The sequence below is a fragment of the Clostridium magnum DSM 2767 genome (genome assembly GCF_001623875.1).
In the GTDB taxonomy this organism is placed as follows: Bacteria; Bacillota; Clostridia; order Clostridiales; family Clostridiaceae; genus Clostridium_AM; species Clostridium_AM magnum.
Genome location: NZ_LWAE01000003.1, coordinates 174743 through 189801, shown reverse-complemented (window position 1 = coordinate 189801; position 15059 = coordinate 174743). Strand labels below are relative to the sequence as shown.

Here is a 15059-nt window from a genome sequence, read left to right as displayed (position 1 = left end):
TCAATCTATATTCATAAAAAAACATTGACATTTGTATAAATATGTCTAAAAATACATTGTAAACGTTGTAGTGGCGTGGGTTCTTAGAAAAAAATATATAAAATTGTTAGACGAAAGATGTGAAAATGTTAAGAAATTAACTTTATTTTGACAAAGATAACATAGCTATTACTGATATTTACAATATGTAATTATATTCTGTCAAAAAAAATTAATATATTTCAATTCAATATCATGATTTTTGTGAGGTAAGAATGGATGTTTTTACAACATTGTGAAAGAATATTGAAATATTCGTTTTAAAAACTTGCAAAAATAAAATATTTTAATAGTATAGTAATTAGAGGTGAATGTAAAAGAAAGTTATGGTTGTGCATTTGTAGAATAAAAATGAAGTAAAACATAAATGAAATGTTTTTTATGACTTAGAGATGTTGCTTGTTAAGTGTTATTCAAACATTAAACAAGCAACTGATACTAGTGAAGTAAGCCTAGGAATCATCTGACCTTGGTGTGTAATTATCGAACAAAAAGCTAAATATAATACAAGAAAAGCTGAAAATGATAATCGCCAAATATAAAAATATCTTCGCACAAAATTGTAAAATGTTAGATTTATGAACATAAGAATCATTATCCATATGAAGTTTGTTTATTAATTAACTTAGTTTAACCTCTAAGCCTAGAGTTTTTATCATTTCGATATCGTCTGAAATTTTATTTCCAGAAGTAGTTAAATAATTCCCTGTAATAGGACATTAGCACCTGCTTTAAAACAGTTCTTATAGGCATGGGTTGAACATATCTTTCCGTAGTATTTTCTGCTTGTGGCAAGGTTATAATGTTGTCAACTAAAAAGGCCTAATCCAGATATTGGATTAGACCTTTTTCTAAAAATTAATGTTATATGATGAATTGAGGTTAAATAGTAGCTTGAAGTTCTCTTTCTTTTCCTAAAAAAAATACAGCCAAAGCACCAGGACCGCCATAAGAGCCTATAACAGGCCCTATATAACTCATAACAACATCTTTAACCTTAAGTTTGCTCAAGATAAGATCTCGTAACGCTAAGGCATCATTTAAACAATCTCCATGAGAGATTGCTATGGTTTGATTTTCAGGATTTTCTATTTTTTGTGCAACCTTTTCATAAAGAGCATTAATGGCTCTTTTTCGCCCTCTAATTTTATCTAAAGGTAACACGTTGCCTAAATTACTAATTGTTAAAAATGGCTTTATATTTAAAAGTGTACCAACAAAAGCAGAAGCAGCAGATATTCTTCCACCTCTCTTTAAATGGTTTATATCATCTACTAACATGTAAGTGTTTAAATTTTCCTTAATGCTCTCAAGATGGTTTACAACAAATTCAGCTGTTGAACCTTGTGTCTGCAGTTCTAATGCATTTAAGACCATTATACCTTGACCTAAGGATGCTGTTAAAGTATCAACTATATAAATATTGGAATTTGGATACTTATCCTGAAGCATATGTTTTGCTATGTGAGCACCGTTTACAGTACCACTTAATCCACTAGAAGCTCCAATATAGAGGACATCATTTCCAATCTTTAATATCTTCTCAAAAGCATCATAAAATGAATGACTGCTAGGTTGGGAAGTCTTTGGAGTTTGGCCTGATCTCATATCATTATAAAAGCTTTGTAAAGGGTAGCTTGTACCAAAATCATCTAAACGTTCAACCTGATCATAGTGATAAGTTAAGCTTACATAAGGTATTTTTAATTTTTCTACAAAAGTAATCGGTAAGTCACAACAGGTATCAGTAATAATCGTAAAATTTTTCATCTTTTATCCTCTTAATATAAAATAAATTTTGACAAAATGGCTTACTTTTTATTATTTTATACTTTTATTCTACAAAAAACAATGATTTTATTAAAGTTATGAAATGCTATTAACTGCAAACTTTTCATACTTAGGCAAGATAAGAATAAATAGTGTCATAATGTATAGAAATAAACACATCCCTTTGATATAATTATTCTAGTTAAATTTATTAGATAAGTATTAATATTTATAATAGATTAAATACTTAATATATAATGAATTTACTAAAAGGAGGTGTAGGCAGTGGATGAAGAGGGAAGCAATCAATTTTTTCAAGAAGACGATTTACTAATATTTGCAGAAGTAGATGACGAATTTGAGGAAAAAAAGGAAAAATGGAATGTATTAATTGTAGATGATGAAGACCAAGTTCATTCCTTAACTAAATTAGTTTTATGTGATTTAGAATTTGATAATAAAAGAATTAATTTTATAAGTGCCTACTCTGCAGAAGAAGCAAAAGAAATATTAAGAAACAGCATTGATGTTGCAGTCATATTACTAGATGTTGTGATGGAGACAAAAAATGCTGGATTAAAGTTAATAGAATATATTAGACAGGATTTAAAGAATAATATAGTTAGAATTATTTTAAGAACAGGCCATCCAGGACAAGCTCCAGAGAAAACGACTATAATGAACTATGATATAAATGATTATAAAGAAAAAAAAGAACTTACTCCTCAAAAACTATGCACTACAGTAATTTCATCTTTAAGAGCTTATAGAGATTTAACTGCCATTTATTCTAATGAAGTATCATTGAAAAGGCTTATTAGGGCATCTTCCAATATTTTTAAATTACAATCTGTAGATAAATTTGCAGATAGAATTCTAAAGTATATTCAACATATTATTGGTGAAAATGAAGAGTATGGTTCAATATCTGGTTTCGCTGCTACGAAAAGAGAACAAGAATTTGTTATTATTGCAGCTACTGAAGAGTATGATGAATATATAAATAAGAATATTAGTGAAGTGATGCCGCAAAAAAATATAAATGTAATATTTAATAATTATTATAAAAATAGAGTTTTTTACCTAATGGATGGAGTTGTTATATGCTTTAAAAATGAAAATACATATGAAAATATAATATATGTTGAAGGAATAGATGTATTGAATGATTTCAATAGAAATCTAATTGAAACTTTTTCAAGAAATGTTGAAGTTGCTTTTGATAATATATATCTAAAGCAGGAAATGGAGAATACCGAAAGAGAAATTATATTTACATTGGGGGAAGTTGCGGAAGCTCGATCCAAAGAAACAAATAATCATGTCAAAAGAGTTGCAGAATATTCTTATCTTCTTGCGTTAAAATGTGGATTATCTAAGGAGGAAGCAGAAATACTAAGAAAAGCCTCTGCTATGCACGATATAGGAAAATTAGCAATTCCGGACAATATATTGAATAAACCTGGAAAGTTAACGGATAAAGAATTTGAGATAATGAAAAGCCATTCCACTGCAGGAAAAGAGATACTAAAAAACTCAGGAAGAGAAGTTATAAGCACTGGTGCTATAATAGCTTATCAACATCATGAAAAGTATAATGGTAAAGGATATCCGCTGGGACTGAGAGGAGAAGAAATTCATATATATGCTCGTATAACAGCAATTGCAGATGTGTTTGATGCCCTCGGAAGTGAAAGAGTTTACAAAAAAGCTTGGGATTTAGACAAAATTCTTGTTTTGTTTAAAGAAGAGAGAGGTAAGCAATTTGATCCTAATCTTGTAGATATTTTTTTAGAAAATATGAATGAAATACTTAAAATTAGAGAAAGGTTTAAAGATTAAGATTAGTACGAAAAATATTTAAAAAATGAAACATAAAAAAGTTTAATATGAAAAAAATAGTTATAAGTGTATTTTAGTTTTACAATATAGAAATTGGAGGCTTTTTTATGAATCATTTAATTGTATATGCACATCCTAGTTCAGATAGTTTTTCAAATAAGATACTAACTATATCGAAGGAATTTTCTGTTGAGAAAGAATATAAAACTGAAGTGAGGGATCTTTACTCTATAGGATTTAATCCTGTATTAAAGAATTCAGATTTAAAGGGAATGCATGGTGGTGAAACACCAGAAGAGATTAAAAGAGAGCAAAACTATATACAGTGGGCAGATTTAATTACTTTCATATATCCAGTTTGGTGGACTGGAATGCCTGCTATTCTTAAGGGATATATCGATAGGGTATTCTCATATGGCATAGCTTATAAACATGCCGATGGAGGTGTAGAGGGGCTATTAAAAGGAAAAATGGTGCTTTTGTTTAGTCCTATGGGAACTTCAAATGAGGAATATGGCAAAATTGGAATGCTTGATTCTATGAAGCAGACTTGTGATGAGGGCATATTTAAGTTTTGTGGTATGAAGGTAATGAAGCATGTGTTTTTTGGATCAGCATCAAATTTAGAAAAAGAAATGATAAACGAATACTTAAAGGCAGTTCCATTAGTTATGTCTAAATGTCTTTCAACAAATAAATCTGGTGAAGAAGGCGAACAGAACAAAGATATAAAGGAAAATGGAGAGAATAAGGACAATAAAGAAGATAGTAAAGAAAGTAGTAAAAATAGTAAAGATAGTAGTAAAAATAGTGATAAAGATAAGGCAAATAATAGCAAATCAGAAAACAAAGATATCAGTAGTAATAAGTCTAGTATGGAAAATTCTAAAAGTAAGTAGCTGAAATAAAGTTGAAGGTAAAACCATTTTGAAGAAACTTCAAAGTGGTTTTACCTTTAATTAAATACATAAAGGAGTAACATTAATGAATACACTTGAAGTTATAATTAGATTATTTTTAGCAATAGGGGTTGGCGGCCTAATAGGATATGAACGAGAATACCAAAATAGGCCAGCAGGTTTTAGAACTCATATTCTTGTATGCGTTGGTGCAGCTGTAATTTCAATGATACAGCTATATGACGTGGATCAGACTGTTAATATGATATTAGCTCATCCAGAATTAGCAAGTGCACTTAAGGCGGATATAGGAAGAATAGGAGCACAGGTTGTAAGTGGCATCGGTTTTTTAGGTGCAGGAACAATAATACATCAAAAGGGTTCAGTAAAAGGACTTACAACCGCAGCTAGTTTGTGGGTAGTTGCTTGTATTGGTCTTGCTGTAGGGTTGGGATATTATACTTTGAGTATTTTAGCTACCATTACTGTGGCTGTAGTACTTGTAAGTTTGAAAAAATTTGAGTCTAAATTTCTATATAAATTAAATCTTATAAAAATTGAAATCTTATATTTAGACAAGCAGCTTATGGTTCAAAAAATTCAAGATTATTTCCAAAGTAAAAATATAAAGGTTAAAAATATAGAGTTTATATTAGAAGATGAGATGGAAGACTGTGAGTCTAAGTATAGAAGAAGCTTATATTCTATTTTAGTGCCAAGGTATATAAGTACTGGAGAAATTATTGAAGCTTTAGCATCAAATAGTGAGGTTATAAAGGTTACAATTATTTAAAGTATGATTATACAGTAAAGTGATTTTAAAAGTAATATGTAGAATTAAATAGATAAAATACTAATTCTAGATAATAAACTTAAACAAAACATAAATTTGAACAAGACATATTAAGGGTATAAGAAAAACAAACTTTTTATGTTTTGTTTTATGTCTAAATATATGCATTCCTAAGAATATGCCCAAAGATCCAAATATTGAAGCTACAAAAAAGAGATTTGACTCAGGCACCCTCCATTTGCTTTTTATAGATTTTTTTTTATCAGAATACATCAATAACACTCCATATAAATTTATAATCAGTACATAATATAAAAATATTTTCATAAGTTAAACTCCTTTTAAATAATATAGTTATAATTATATTATAAAAACATATTTTATAATAGTACTGTAATTCCTTCATTCATTAGCAATTACAGGAATCTTAACACTAGTAAAAAATGAAGAATTAATAGTTGGAGAAATACAGTTAGATGTAATATAATAAAAAGATAGCTTAAGTTTTATATGGAGGTAAAGACTGTTGTTGAAGACTAGTGAAAGAGATAAATCAAATTTCCAAGCTTATAAGGTGCATATAACCACCATTATTATTTTAATTTTTATTGCTCTTTTAGCAATCCTAATGTTGGTATTTATTAATTTACATATAGAAAGAGAATATAGAAATTTATTTTATATTGAAATAGGGTTAGTTATTTTAATACTTGTATCTTTAATTATATTACTTGTAAATGTATATAAAAAATTATTTTTACCACTAATTGAACTTTACAAAGGAATGAAAGGAATAGGGTTAATAGATGACATTTCGCCTAATTTAAATAGTGATAAGCTAATGCCAGCATTTTTTGAAGTAGAAAGGATTTTTAATAAGTTAAACTCTTTAATTTTACTGATAGAAAACCTAAGTAGAAATGTACCTTTTAAATATATATTGAATTATATATTTGATTCATTTATTGAATATATTCCATACACATATATTGGAATTGCACTGATTGATGACAATGGAAAATCAATTAAAGCTTCTTATGGAATTTCAGGAAAATATCATAAAAATTTGTCTGAAAGATTACTAGGGTTTAAAGTGCATATTAATGGGACTAGCTTAGGAAAAATTATAGAAGCTGGTGAAGAAAGAATAATAAATGATCTTGAGGAATATGTCAAGGGAAAGCCTTTAAAAGAATATAATCGTATTTTATTAGAAGAGGGGATAAAATCATCTATTACATTTCCATTAAAGAATGATAAAGAGGTAGTAGGAATAATATTTTTCTCCAGTAATGCGAAGAATGTGTATAAAAAGGAGCATATTAGTTTTTTAAAAACTCTTGCAAATAGCATAATGCTTAGTTTAGAAGAGGATATACTAATTGATGATCTTATAATAAGTTCTACTTTAGCTCTTGCTATGCTAACGGAAGAAAGAGACCTTGAAACTGGCGATCATTTAAATAGGATGAAGACTTATTCAAAAGTAATAGCTGAACTGTTATCCCGAGAAAATGAATTCAAAGATATAATTGATATAGAATATATTAATAATATTGAAAAATTTAGTCCCCTTCATGACATAGGAAAAGTAGCAATTAGGGATGATATATTATTAAAGCCAGGAAAGTTATCCCAGGAAGAATTTGAAATCATGAAGACTCATGCAGTGTATGGGGCTAAAGTGCTAAAAATGGCAGATGAAAATTTAAAAAAGAAGGGGAGAAGTGTTTTTAATTTAGGAATTGAAATAGCTGAAGGACATCATGAAAAATGGGATGGATCAGGATACCCCTATGGTAAAAAAGGTGAAGAGATACCTCTAAGTGCTAGAATTGTGGCAGTAGCGGATGTATTTGATGCACTAACAAGCAAAAGACCTTATAAAAGAGCATTTACATTTGAGGAATCTATTGAAATAATCATTGATGGGTCAGGAAAACAATTTGATCCTAATATAGTTAATGTGTTTGTTGAAAATATACAAATGATAAAGGACATCTATGAGCAATTTCAGATGAAAGACTAATAAAATATGACTAATAATATAGACAAAAATATGATATACTGTAAATGCGATAATTTAAATTGACTTTATAAAAGTATGGAGATGATTTGTATGCAATTGTGTTCTGTGTGTAATAAAAATATAGCTACTGTATATACAGCTAAAGTTGAAAATGGAAAAACTGAAATGGTTGGTTTATGCATAGATTGTGCAAAAAAAATGGGAGTGCCTATAATAGAACAATTAATGAAGCAAGCTGGAATGACACCTGAAGATATGGAAAATTTATCTGAACAAATGAATAATATGCTTCAGGATATAAATATAGAAGATACGAATAACAATTCTCTTTCAGACTTTCTAAAAGGTACATTTCCAGTATCGAAGGATATGGACAACAGCCATCAGAAAACTGAAAATAAAGAAAAAGCTCCAATTGGAGAAGAAAAATCAAACTCGAAAACTAAAGGTGGATTTTTTAAGAAGAAAAGAAAGAATTTAGATACTTATGGAATAAATTTAACTGATAAAGCTAAGGGGAACAAAGTAGATAAAGTTATAGGAAGGCATAGAGAAATAGATAGGGTTATTCAAATTCTCAATAGACGAACAAAAAACAATCCTATTTTAATTGGTGAACCTGGAGTTGGGAAAACGGCAATTGCAGAGGGGTTAGCTGTCAGAATTGCTGAAAGGCAGGTTCCTTCAAAGTTATTTGATACTGAAGTATATCTTTTAGATTTGACTGCAGTTGTGGCAGGAACACAGTTTAGAGGTCAGTTTGAAGGAAGAATGAAGTCTATTATAGAAGAGGCTAAGGATTGTGGGAATATTATTTTAGTTATCGATGAGGTTCATAACATAATAGGCGCAGGAGAAGCACAGGGAGGAGCGATGAATGCAGCTAATATTTTAAAACCTGCTCTTGCTCGTGGTGAAATTCAGGTAATTGGTGCAACAACTTTAGAGGAATATAGAAATCACATTGAAAAAGACTCTGCGCTAGAAAGAAGATTTCAGCCAGTTATAGTTGAAGAACCTAATGTAGACGAAGCAATAGAGATTCTAAAGGGTATAAAAAAATACTACGAATTATATCATCAGGTTTCAATATCAGATGAGGTAATTGAAGCTGCTGTAAAATTATCAGAAAGATATATAACGGATAGATTTTTACCAGATAAGGCGATAGATGTGATAGATGAAGCTAGTTCAAGAGCAAATTTAAAGAATCAAGGACTTGTCGAATTGAGGGCCTTAAAGGAAGAATTAAAGGAAATACAAGAAAAAATAGAAGAGTATGCTGCAAGTGATGAGTACGAAAAGGCTGCACAACATAAAGTAGAAGAGTGCAGAATTGAAGATAAAATTAGAAAAATAGAAGAAAAATGTTTAGATGAGCAATTGACAATAGAGGATGTTGCCTTCGTAATTGAAGCATGGACAAAAATTCCAGTGCAAAGAATTACAGAAGAGGAAACGGAAAAGCTTCTAAACCTTGAAGATAGATTGCATAAAAGAGTTATTGGTCAACACGAAGCAATAGCAGCTCTGTCAAGAGCAATAAGACGAAATCGTCTAGGATTTAGAAAAAAGAAAAAGCCTTCCTCCTTTATTTTTGTAGGACCAACTGGTGTCGGTAAGACGGAACTTGCAAGAGCTCTTTCAAATGAACTTTTTGGAAGTGAAGAAGCATTAATTAGGCTTGATATGTCTGAGTATATGGAAAAACACACTGTTTCAAAATTAATAGGTGCACCTCCAGGATATGTAGGATATGATCAGGGGGGTCAGCTAACTGAAAAAATAAGAAGAAAACCGTACTCTGTTATACTGTTAGATGAAATTGAAAAAGCACATCCAGATGTGTTTAATATGTTATTACAAATACTGGAGGATGGAAGACTTACCGATAGTCAAGGAAGAACAGTGCATTTTGATAATGCTGTAATTATTATGACATCTAATGCTGGAAATAACTTTAAATCTAATGGAATTGGATTTGCTCATGAGGGATACAATGCATTAGAAAGTCGTGTTAAGGAAGCATTAAAGGAAACCTTTAGACCAGAGTTTCTTAATAGGGTTGATGAAATTATTGTGTTCGCATCCCTTTCTAAAGAAGAACTTCATAAGATTATTGAATTAATGCTTAATGAAGTAATGGATGAAGTAAAAGAAAAAGGCATGAGCATAGAAGTATCCGAAGAAGTAAAAGACTTTGTCTTAAAGGTTGGATACGACGAAAAATACGGTGCAAGACCTTTAAGAAGGGCTATTCAGAGATATATTGAAGATGAAATTGCTGAACAATACCTACACAAGAAGTTTAGGGATGGTTATCACATTAAAATAAATTTAAAAGAGGGTAAAGTTATTTTAGAGTAAAATAGAATATAGTTTAAGCCGCATTCTTCATTTAGGATGCGGCTTTTAGCTGTCCAATTATTAAAATAAATAGTATAAACATAAATATGAAAACATAAATAATAACTATATAATATTTATCAAGATGAATATAACCACGAATTGGCAGTAATTAAGAAGGAGGTAAAAAATGAATTTGTTGCAGTATGTTGTTGCTGCTTCAGTAGTAGAGGCTTTATGGGAAACCACAAAGATGTTTTGGCAAAATGGGAAGCTTAGCTATGATAGAGTAGGAGCTGTATTTTTTGCAGAGCTGATTGCTATTGGAGCTAATATAGACTTTTTAGCTGCAGTAGGATTACCGATATATATACCTTATGCAGGAAGAATACTTACAGGACTGCTTATATCAAGAGGAGCTAATTTTGTACATGACCTTTTAGGAAATTTGAATAATATTCAACAAAAAACAAAAACTAAATAGATTATAAAAGTTTAATAACCAGTAAGATAACACCTTTGTAGGCGATAACCTTACTGATTATAATGGTCAATATAGATCGGTTTCAATGCTCTGCACCATGGCGTCCGTATTGTCTTCAATAAAATTAATTACATTTTGAATTTGACTATCTGCATGTCGTTTATTAGTACTTACACAGGCTATTCCAATAACAATAGATTGATGTAAGTCTTGATCTTCAATTTCCGCAATTGATACGTTGAATTTGTGTTTTGTCTTATCAACGATGCTCTTAACTATCATTCTTTTTTCTTTTAATGAATGAACCCAGTTTGCAAACAAATATATTTTAGCTGTTCCGATAATCAAAACTATCACTTCCTTTATAAATAGTATATACAAATTCATATAAGTATAAAATAATTTTCTACTGGAAAATATAATATTTGAAACTAGTACAATAGAACTAAAGTTGTAAAATTTAGTTAAATTTACTTTGGATATCTATTTAGAAGTCGAGGTGTTCAAATGATTAAAATATTCACGGATTTGCCAGAAACATTAATTTCTTCAGTATCTATAATGATTGGAGCTATAATTGGAGGTGTATTTAGCTGGATTGTGGCTAAGAAATCTACAGACAAAACTATAGAAGTTCAGAACAAGATAGTAGAAGATAACAGAAGATATGCTGAAAATATAAGATTAAAAAGGAGCCGTGAATATGCCAATATTATAAGATTGGATATATGCACTGCCTTATTTAACAGTATAAGAATTTTAAAGAATTGTAATGATAAAAAAAATACAGAGATATACCCTATACCTATGGATAGAGAGTATTCAGGAGGAGTTGCATACCTAAAAAATGATTTTGGTTTGAAAGAGATGAGCTATATATATCAACTTTATGGAATTATTGAAAAGCTTAATAGGGATACAAATAACTTTAATTATTATGATGATAAGAGTTATGAGATAGTTAATCGAGATTGTACAATTTTTATACGGAAGCTTTTTGGAGAAAATATTACAAAGATATTGGAAGTAGATATAGATAAAATAAGCTATAAGGATTTATATTATAATAACTTTATTAAGGAAGGGTATAAGGAAACACTAAGAAAACTAGATGATATTTGTGATGAGGAATAATATATTTAGACGAGGCTTTATGGAGTATAGATTTTTACCAAGAAATAGTGGAACATAAGAAATCCTATGTTCCACTATTTATCTTTTTTATTCTTGTTTTCCAGAGTATGACCATTATTAGAGTTTTTATCAGAATTTTTTTTGGAATTATCACTGGATTTATTATTTTTTGATTTTGTAGGATTTTTATAGTCCTTATTGTGCTTTTTATAGATTGTAGTATCATCGGATTTTATATTTGTGTCATAATTGTCAGCATCGGAATTTTTATAATCAACTTTACTATCTTTATTAGTGTTTTGATTCTTTTGTTTGTCTTCATTTTTTGCTGGTAAGTTATCATCAATTATATTGTCAATGTTACTATTTTTGTCTATGTTGTTGTTATACTCGTTAGTGGTATTCGTAATCTCTTTTTTGTTATCTGAAGAAACACTATTTTCGTTTTTAAGGTTTTTATTATAGATTATAGTACCATTATTGTCTATCTGCACACTTAAAGAATCTTCACTAATTTTCTTTTCAAATGAGGATAAGCTTAGTTCTTTTCCTTTGACACTAATTTGAACGGTTTTGTTGTTCTTAACATAGTTATCATCTATGAACTTATCTTTTTTTGATTGATCCAAGACTAAAAGTAAAGCATCATCTACAGTTTTATTTTTCAAGGATACTTCCTCTAAAATTTTTTTGCCATCTTCATTAATTGGATTAGTAGAGATAACTTTTCCCCACATATTCGACTTAAGCTCTATAGAAGGGTTTATAGTAATGGTAATTGTAGAGACAGGCTTATAGTAGGCATAAGCACCTCCACCGCCAAAGAGTGTAAAAAGTACTAAGGAAGCAACTGAGGCGTATTTAAAAATACTACTTCTGATAAAAGATGGTTTAATAATTTCGCCGCAGTATTCGGAACCGATCATAGGTAAAGACTCTTTTTTGTTTAATCTAACTTTCACAAACTCTCCATCACTAGTCATAAGATATAGGGTACTATTTTCAATTTTCATAACAATACCACTTCTACTATTCATTAATATCACCTACCTTTATATTTAAGTATGATCGTAAATATATATACTCCTCATTTGAAAAAATTAAGATTAAAGTTAGAATGTATCTTCTCCATTTTTCTATCAATTTTCTATTTTCGCCAGTAAGGAGACAAATTTGTTTTATTGGAAGCATTTTGTTACTATAGATATAGTCAACTATAAATGATTCCTTGGAGCAAACAAATGCTAAATTCAACAGCTTATCTTTGGTATCTCTATGGCTTGGGGAAGATTCTACTAACACTTCAAAAGAAAGCTTGTATTCATTTAACTCTTTTGAAAAAGCCATGATCTCCTCATTTCTTCTTAGGTTTTCCTGTTGAATTTCATAACTAGTTAAGGAATTCTTAGAATCTATGAATTCTAGTTCCTTATCATCTGAATTAAAAATTAAATATGGGTTGTTTGAAGTCTTTCTAAAATAATCTATGAGAGCATTTTTAATCAATACTTTTGCATAGCTAAAGAAATTACCTTTACTTTCTATGTAAGTCTTACAGGCATTGTCAAAGGCTATTAGTGCAATGCTTAGCTCGTCATCATTTTCCCACTGAAGATTTCTTTTGCAAATGTTAGAAGTGATACTATATATAAAGTTTTTATTTTTTTCTATAAAATCATCTCTGCTGCCAATAAGTTCTTCCTTTAGAACCATTTAACCACCTCATTATTTAATACGATATTATAGTCGGATTTAAAGGGGTACATCTTAATATAAATTCTAAATTAATATATGTAATTTTAAGTAGATATATTAATTCGACAATATTAGTAACAAGTTTATTTAAATTTGGGAGTGTTTTAAAGAAGATTATAGAAAAATTTGAAGTTGGCAAGTTATATTTCTAATTTATAATTCATATATTTAAAAAATAATATAAAATAAGTGTCATATAGGTTATATGTTAGTAATATATAAATTAAGAATAAATCGGTGCAGTATTTACTGCACTAGATATTATAAGTAGGTGAAAAAATGGCTACTGAAGATTTTTTCACGTTTAGTGAATACATGAAAAAGGAATATGATACATTAACTGCATCTATGGAGGATTACTTAGAAATGATATATCGCTTATCTCAGCAGATAGGCTTTACTCGTATCCATGAACTAGCTAAGGCTTTAAATGTTCAGCCTCCCTCTGCAACAAAAATGGTACAAAAGTTGTCAGAATTGAAGTTTGTAAATTATGAAAAATATGGAATAATAATACTTACAGATAGCGGCAAAACTATGGGGAAATACTTACTTAAAAGACACAATATAATTGAGGGTTTCTTTAAAGTTTTAGGAATCTCAGACAGCGTATTAGAGCAAACTGAAAAAGTAGAGCATACTATAAGTAATGAAACAGTAGAATATATGGAAGATTTTATAAGCTTTATACAGGAGAGACCTGATATAATAAGTGATTTTGATTTGTTTAGGAAAAATAGAAAAAATAAATAAAATGCAACTAGTCTTATAATAATATTAATGGTTCAAAATACTGACCTAACTGACAGTGCAAAACATATCAAAAATCATAATAATAAAATAATCTAAAAATTAACACAATATTAATACTTTTTTAAGTGATATCTAATACTATTTAACTCTTAAGTATGTTATAATTATTTATATATATAACACAAATTAATGAAGAGAAAAGGAGTTAAATTATGGATTTCGTAAATAAAAACTTTTCAGGAACATTTAAGATAATAATAGCAATAGCGGCTATGTTTGTATTTATTAAAATTCTCCCGCTGCTTTTAATTGTAGGGCTTATAGCATGGACAGGATTTAAGGGGGTTAGATATTTTAAAGCTAGAGCACATAAAAAAGTTAATAAACATGAGAAAATGGATGTTAGTACAAATATAGATGGTAATGGTGATCCTTTTGATTTTACTGGTAAAAATGTTGTTGATGTTGAATATGAAGAAATTCGAAAATAAGTTTAAATTAGAGTAGCTGTTATTAAATGATGAATAGGCATATTGAAAAATATAAGAAATAAGAGTATGATGAAATAAGAGCTTGTTAATTTACTGAATGGAGGATTAAGATGATTAAGACAGCTATTTTAACTATAAGTGATAAGGGATCAAGAGGTGAAAGAGAAGACGGTACAGGCCCTGCTTTAAAAGAAAAGCTAGACTCCAGTATATACAGCATTGAATATTATAAAATAATACCAGATGATTTAAATGAAATAGCGGAAGAGTTGAAGTATCTTTCTGATAAACTAAAAGTAAATTTAGTATTGACTAATGGAGGAACAGGTTTTTCTAAGAGAGATGTAACTCCAGAAGCTACTATGAAAGTTATAGAGAAGTATGTACCTGGGATAGGTGAAGTGATGAGGAATTCTTCTCTAAAGATAACTCCAAAAGCTATGCTTTCAAGGGCCATTGCAGGGATAAGAAACGAAACCTTAATTGTCAATCTGCCAGGAAGTCCCAAAGGAGCAGTGGAAAACTTAGAAGTTATACTACCAGCTTTGCCTCATGGTATAGAAATACTTACAGGAGAAGCATCAGAGTGTGCAAGATAGGGTCAAATATTATTTAAGGACAGAGATTTCTGTCCTTAAATTTTTGTCTAATATTGGGCTGTTTTAATAATTCTATGTGATTTATGATTTACTTTTGCAAATATAGTGTTAATAAAAAAATTAAT

General features: G+C 29.3%; 15 protein-coding genes and 1 pseudogene. 10 read left to right on the top strand and 6 right to left on the bottom strand.

What is annotated here, in order from left to right; translation table 11 throughout:
- Window positions 1–659: 659 nt before the first annotated feature.
- Both CLMAG_RS33745 and CLMAG_RS14320 read right to left on the bottom strand, forming a co-directional pair.
- A pseudogene (locus tag CLMAG_RS33745) lies at window positions 660–784 on the bottom strand (biotin synthase BioB); the annotation flags it as partial.
- A 137-nt stretch (window positions 785–921) separates the two neighbouring features.
- On the bottom strand, window positions 922–1809 hold the full coding sequence (locus CLMAG_RS14320; protein ID WP_066623667.1) for a DegV family protein: 888 nt from the start codon (window positions 1807–1809) through the stop codon (window positions 922–924).
- 285 nt (window positions 1810–2094) lie between these two features.
- On the opposite strand from CLMAG_RS14320, the gene CLMAG_RS14315 reads away from it, so the two are divergent.
- The 3 genes from CLMAG_RS14315 to CLMAG_RS14305 all read left to right on the top strand — a co-directional run bounded on the left by CLMAG_RS14315 (window position 2095) and on the right by CLMAG_RS14305 (window position 5343).
- Entirely contained in the window at window positions 2095–3651 is a 1557-nt protein-coding gene (locus CLMAG_RS14315) for a DUF3369 domain-containing protein (protein WP_066623665.1), read from the top strand.
- A 107-nt stretch (window positions 3652–3758) separates the two neighbouring features.
- Window positions 3759–4550, top strand: a complete 792-nt coding sequence (locus CLMAG_RS14310; RefSeq protein WP_066623664.1) for an NAD(P)H-dependent oxidoreductase — start codon at window positions 3759–3761, stop codon at window positions 4548–4550.
- 85 nt (window positions 4551–4635) lie between these two features.
- A complete protein-coding gene (locus CLMAG_RS14305; protein ID WP_066623662.1) occupies window positions 4636–5343 on the top strand; it encodes an MgtC/SapB family protein in 708 nt (235 codons plus the stop codon).
- A gap of 66 nt (window positions 5344–5409) precedes the next feature.
- Here CLMAG_RS14305 and CLMAG_RS14300 read toward each other — a convergent pair whose 3' ends face one another.
- Window positions 5410–5670 carry a DUF1294 domain-containing protein gene (locus tag CLMAG_RS14300; protein WP_066623657.1) on the bottom strand — a complete coding sequence of 87 codons (261 nt, stop codon included), beginning with the start codon at window positions 5668–5670 and terminating at the stop codon, window positions 5410–5412.
- Between the two features lie 199 nt (window positions 5671–5869).
- On the opposite strand from CLMAG_RS14300, the gene CLMAG_RS14295 reads away from it, so the two are divergent.
- From CLMAG_RS14295 to CLMAG_RS14285, 3 genes are all read left to right on the top strand, one after another.
- Window positions 5870–7372, top strand: coding sequence for an HD-GYP domain-containing protein (locus tag CLMAG_RS14295; protein ID WP_066623651.1), 1503 nt, complete (start codon window positions 5870–5872; stop codon window positions 7370–7372).
- A gap of 90 nt (window positions 7373–7462) precedes the next feature.
- Entirely contained in the window at window positions 7463–9739 is a 2277-nt protein-coding gene (locus tag CLMAG_RS14290) for an ATP-dependent Clp protease ATP-binding subunit (protein ID WP_066623648.1), read from the top strand.
- Window positions 9740–9908: 169 nt separating this feature from the next.
- Window positions 9909–10202, top strand: a complete 294-nt coding sequence (locus CLMAG_RS14285) for a hypothetical protein (protein ID WP_066623647.1) — start codon at window positions 9909–9911, stop codon at window positions 10200–10202.
- A gap of 66 nt (window positions 10203–10268) precedes the next feature.
- Here the strand turns inward: CLMAG_RS14285 and CLMAG_RS14280 are convergent, their stop codons facing one another.
- Entirely contained in the window at window positions 10269–10550 is a 282-nt protein-coding gene (locus CLMAG_RS14280) for a DUF503 domain-containing protein (RefSeq protein ID WP_066623644.1), read from the bottom strand.
- Between the two features lie 159 nt (window positions 10551–10709).
- Here CLMAG_RS14280 and CLMAG_RS14275 point away from each other — a divergent pair, with 159 nt between their 5' ends.
- A complete protein-coding gene (locus CLMAG_RS14275; protein ID WP_066623640.1) occupies window positions 10710–11336 on the top strand; it encodes a hypothetical protein in 627 nt (208 codons plus the stop codon).
- Between the two features lie 74 nt (window positions 11337–11410).
- Here the strand turns inward: CLMAG_RS14275 and CLMAG_RS14270 are convergent, their stop codons facing one another.
- Together CLMAG_RS14270 and CLMAG_RS14265 are read right to left on the bottom strand one after the other, a co-directional pair.
- Window positions 11411–12373 (bottom strand): anti-sigma factor domain-containing protein, encoded by a 963-nt coding sequence (locus CLMAG_RS14270; protein WP_066623638.1) that lies wholly within the window; start codon window positions 12371–12373, stop codon window positions 11411–11413.
- The gene (locus tag CLMAG_RS14265) at window positions 12366–13049 is read right to left on the bottom strand and encodes a sigma factor (protein ID WP_066623636.1); all 684 of its coding nucleotides are present in this window, start codon (window positions 13047–13049) and stop codon (window positions 12366–12368) included. The genes CLMAG_RS14270 and CLMAG_RS14265 overlap by 8 nt, the downstream gene beginning before the upstream one ends.
- Before the next feature lie 321 nt (window positions 13050–13370).
- Here CLMAG_RS14265 and mntR point away from each other — a divergent pair, with 321 nt between their 5' ends.
- The 3 genes from mntR to CLMAG_RS14250 all read left to right on the top strand — a co-directional run bounded on the left by mntR (window position 13371) and on the right by CLMAG_RS14250 (window position 14934).
- Window positions 13371–13844, top strand: a complete 474-nt coding sequence (gene mntR, locus CLMAG_RS14260; protein WP_066623633.1) for a transcriptional regulator MntR — start codon at window positions 13371–13373, stop codon at window positions 13842–13844.
- 212 nt (window positions 13845–14056) lie between these two features.
- A complete protein-coding gene (locus CLMAG_RS14255; protein ID WP_066623631.1) occupies window positions 14057–14335 on the top strand; it encodes a hypothetical protein in 279 nt (92 codons plus the stop codon).
- A gap of 110 nt (window positions 14336–14445) precedes the next feature.
- Complete coding sequence (locus CLMAG_RS14250; RefSeq protein WP_066623627.1) at window positions 14446–14934, top strand: MogA/MoaB family molybdenum cofactor biosynthesis protein; 489 nt, start codon at window positions 14446–14448, stop codon at window positions 14932–14934.
- Window positions 14935–15059: the final 125 nt, after the last annotated feature.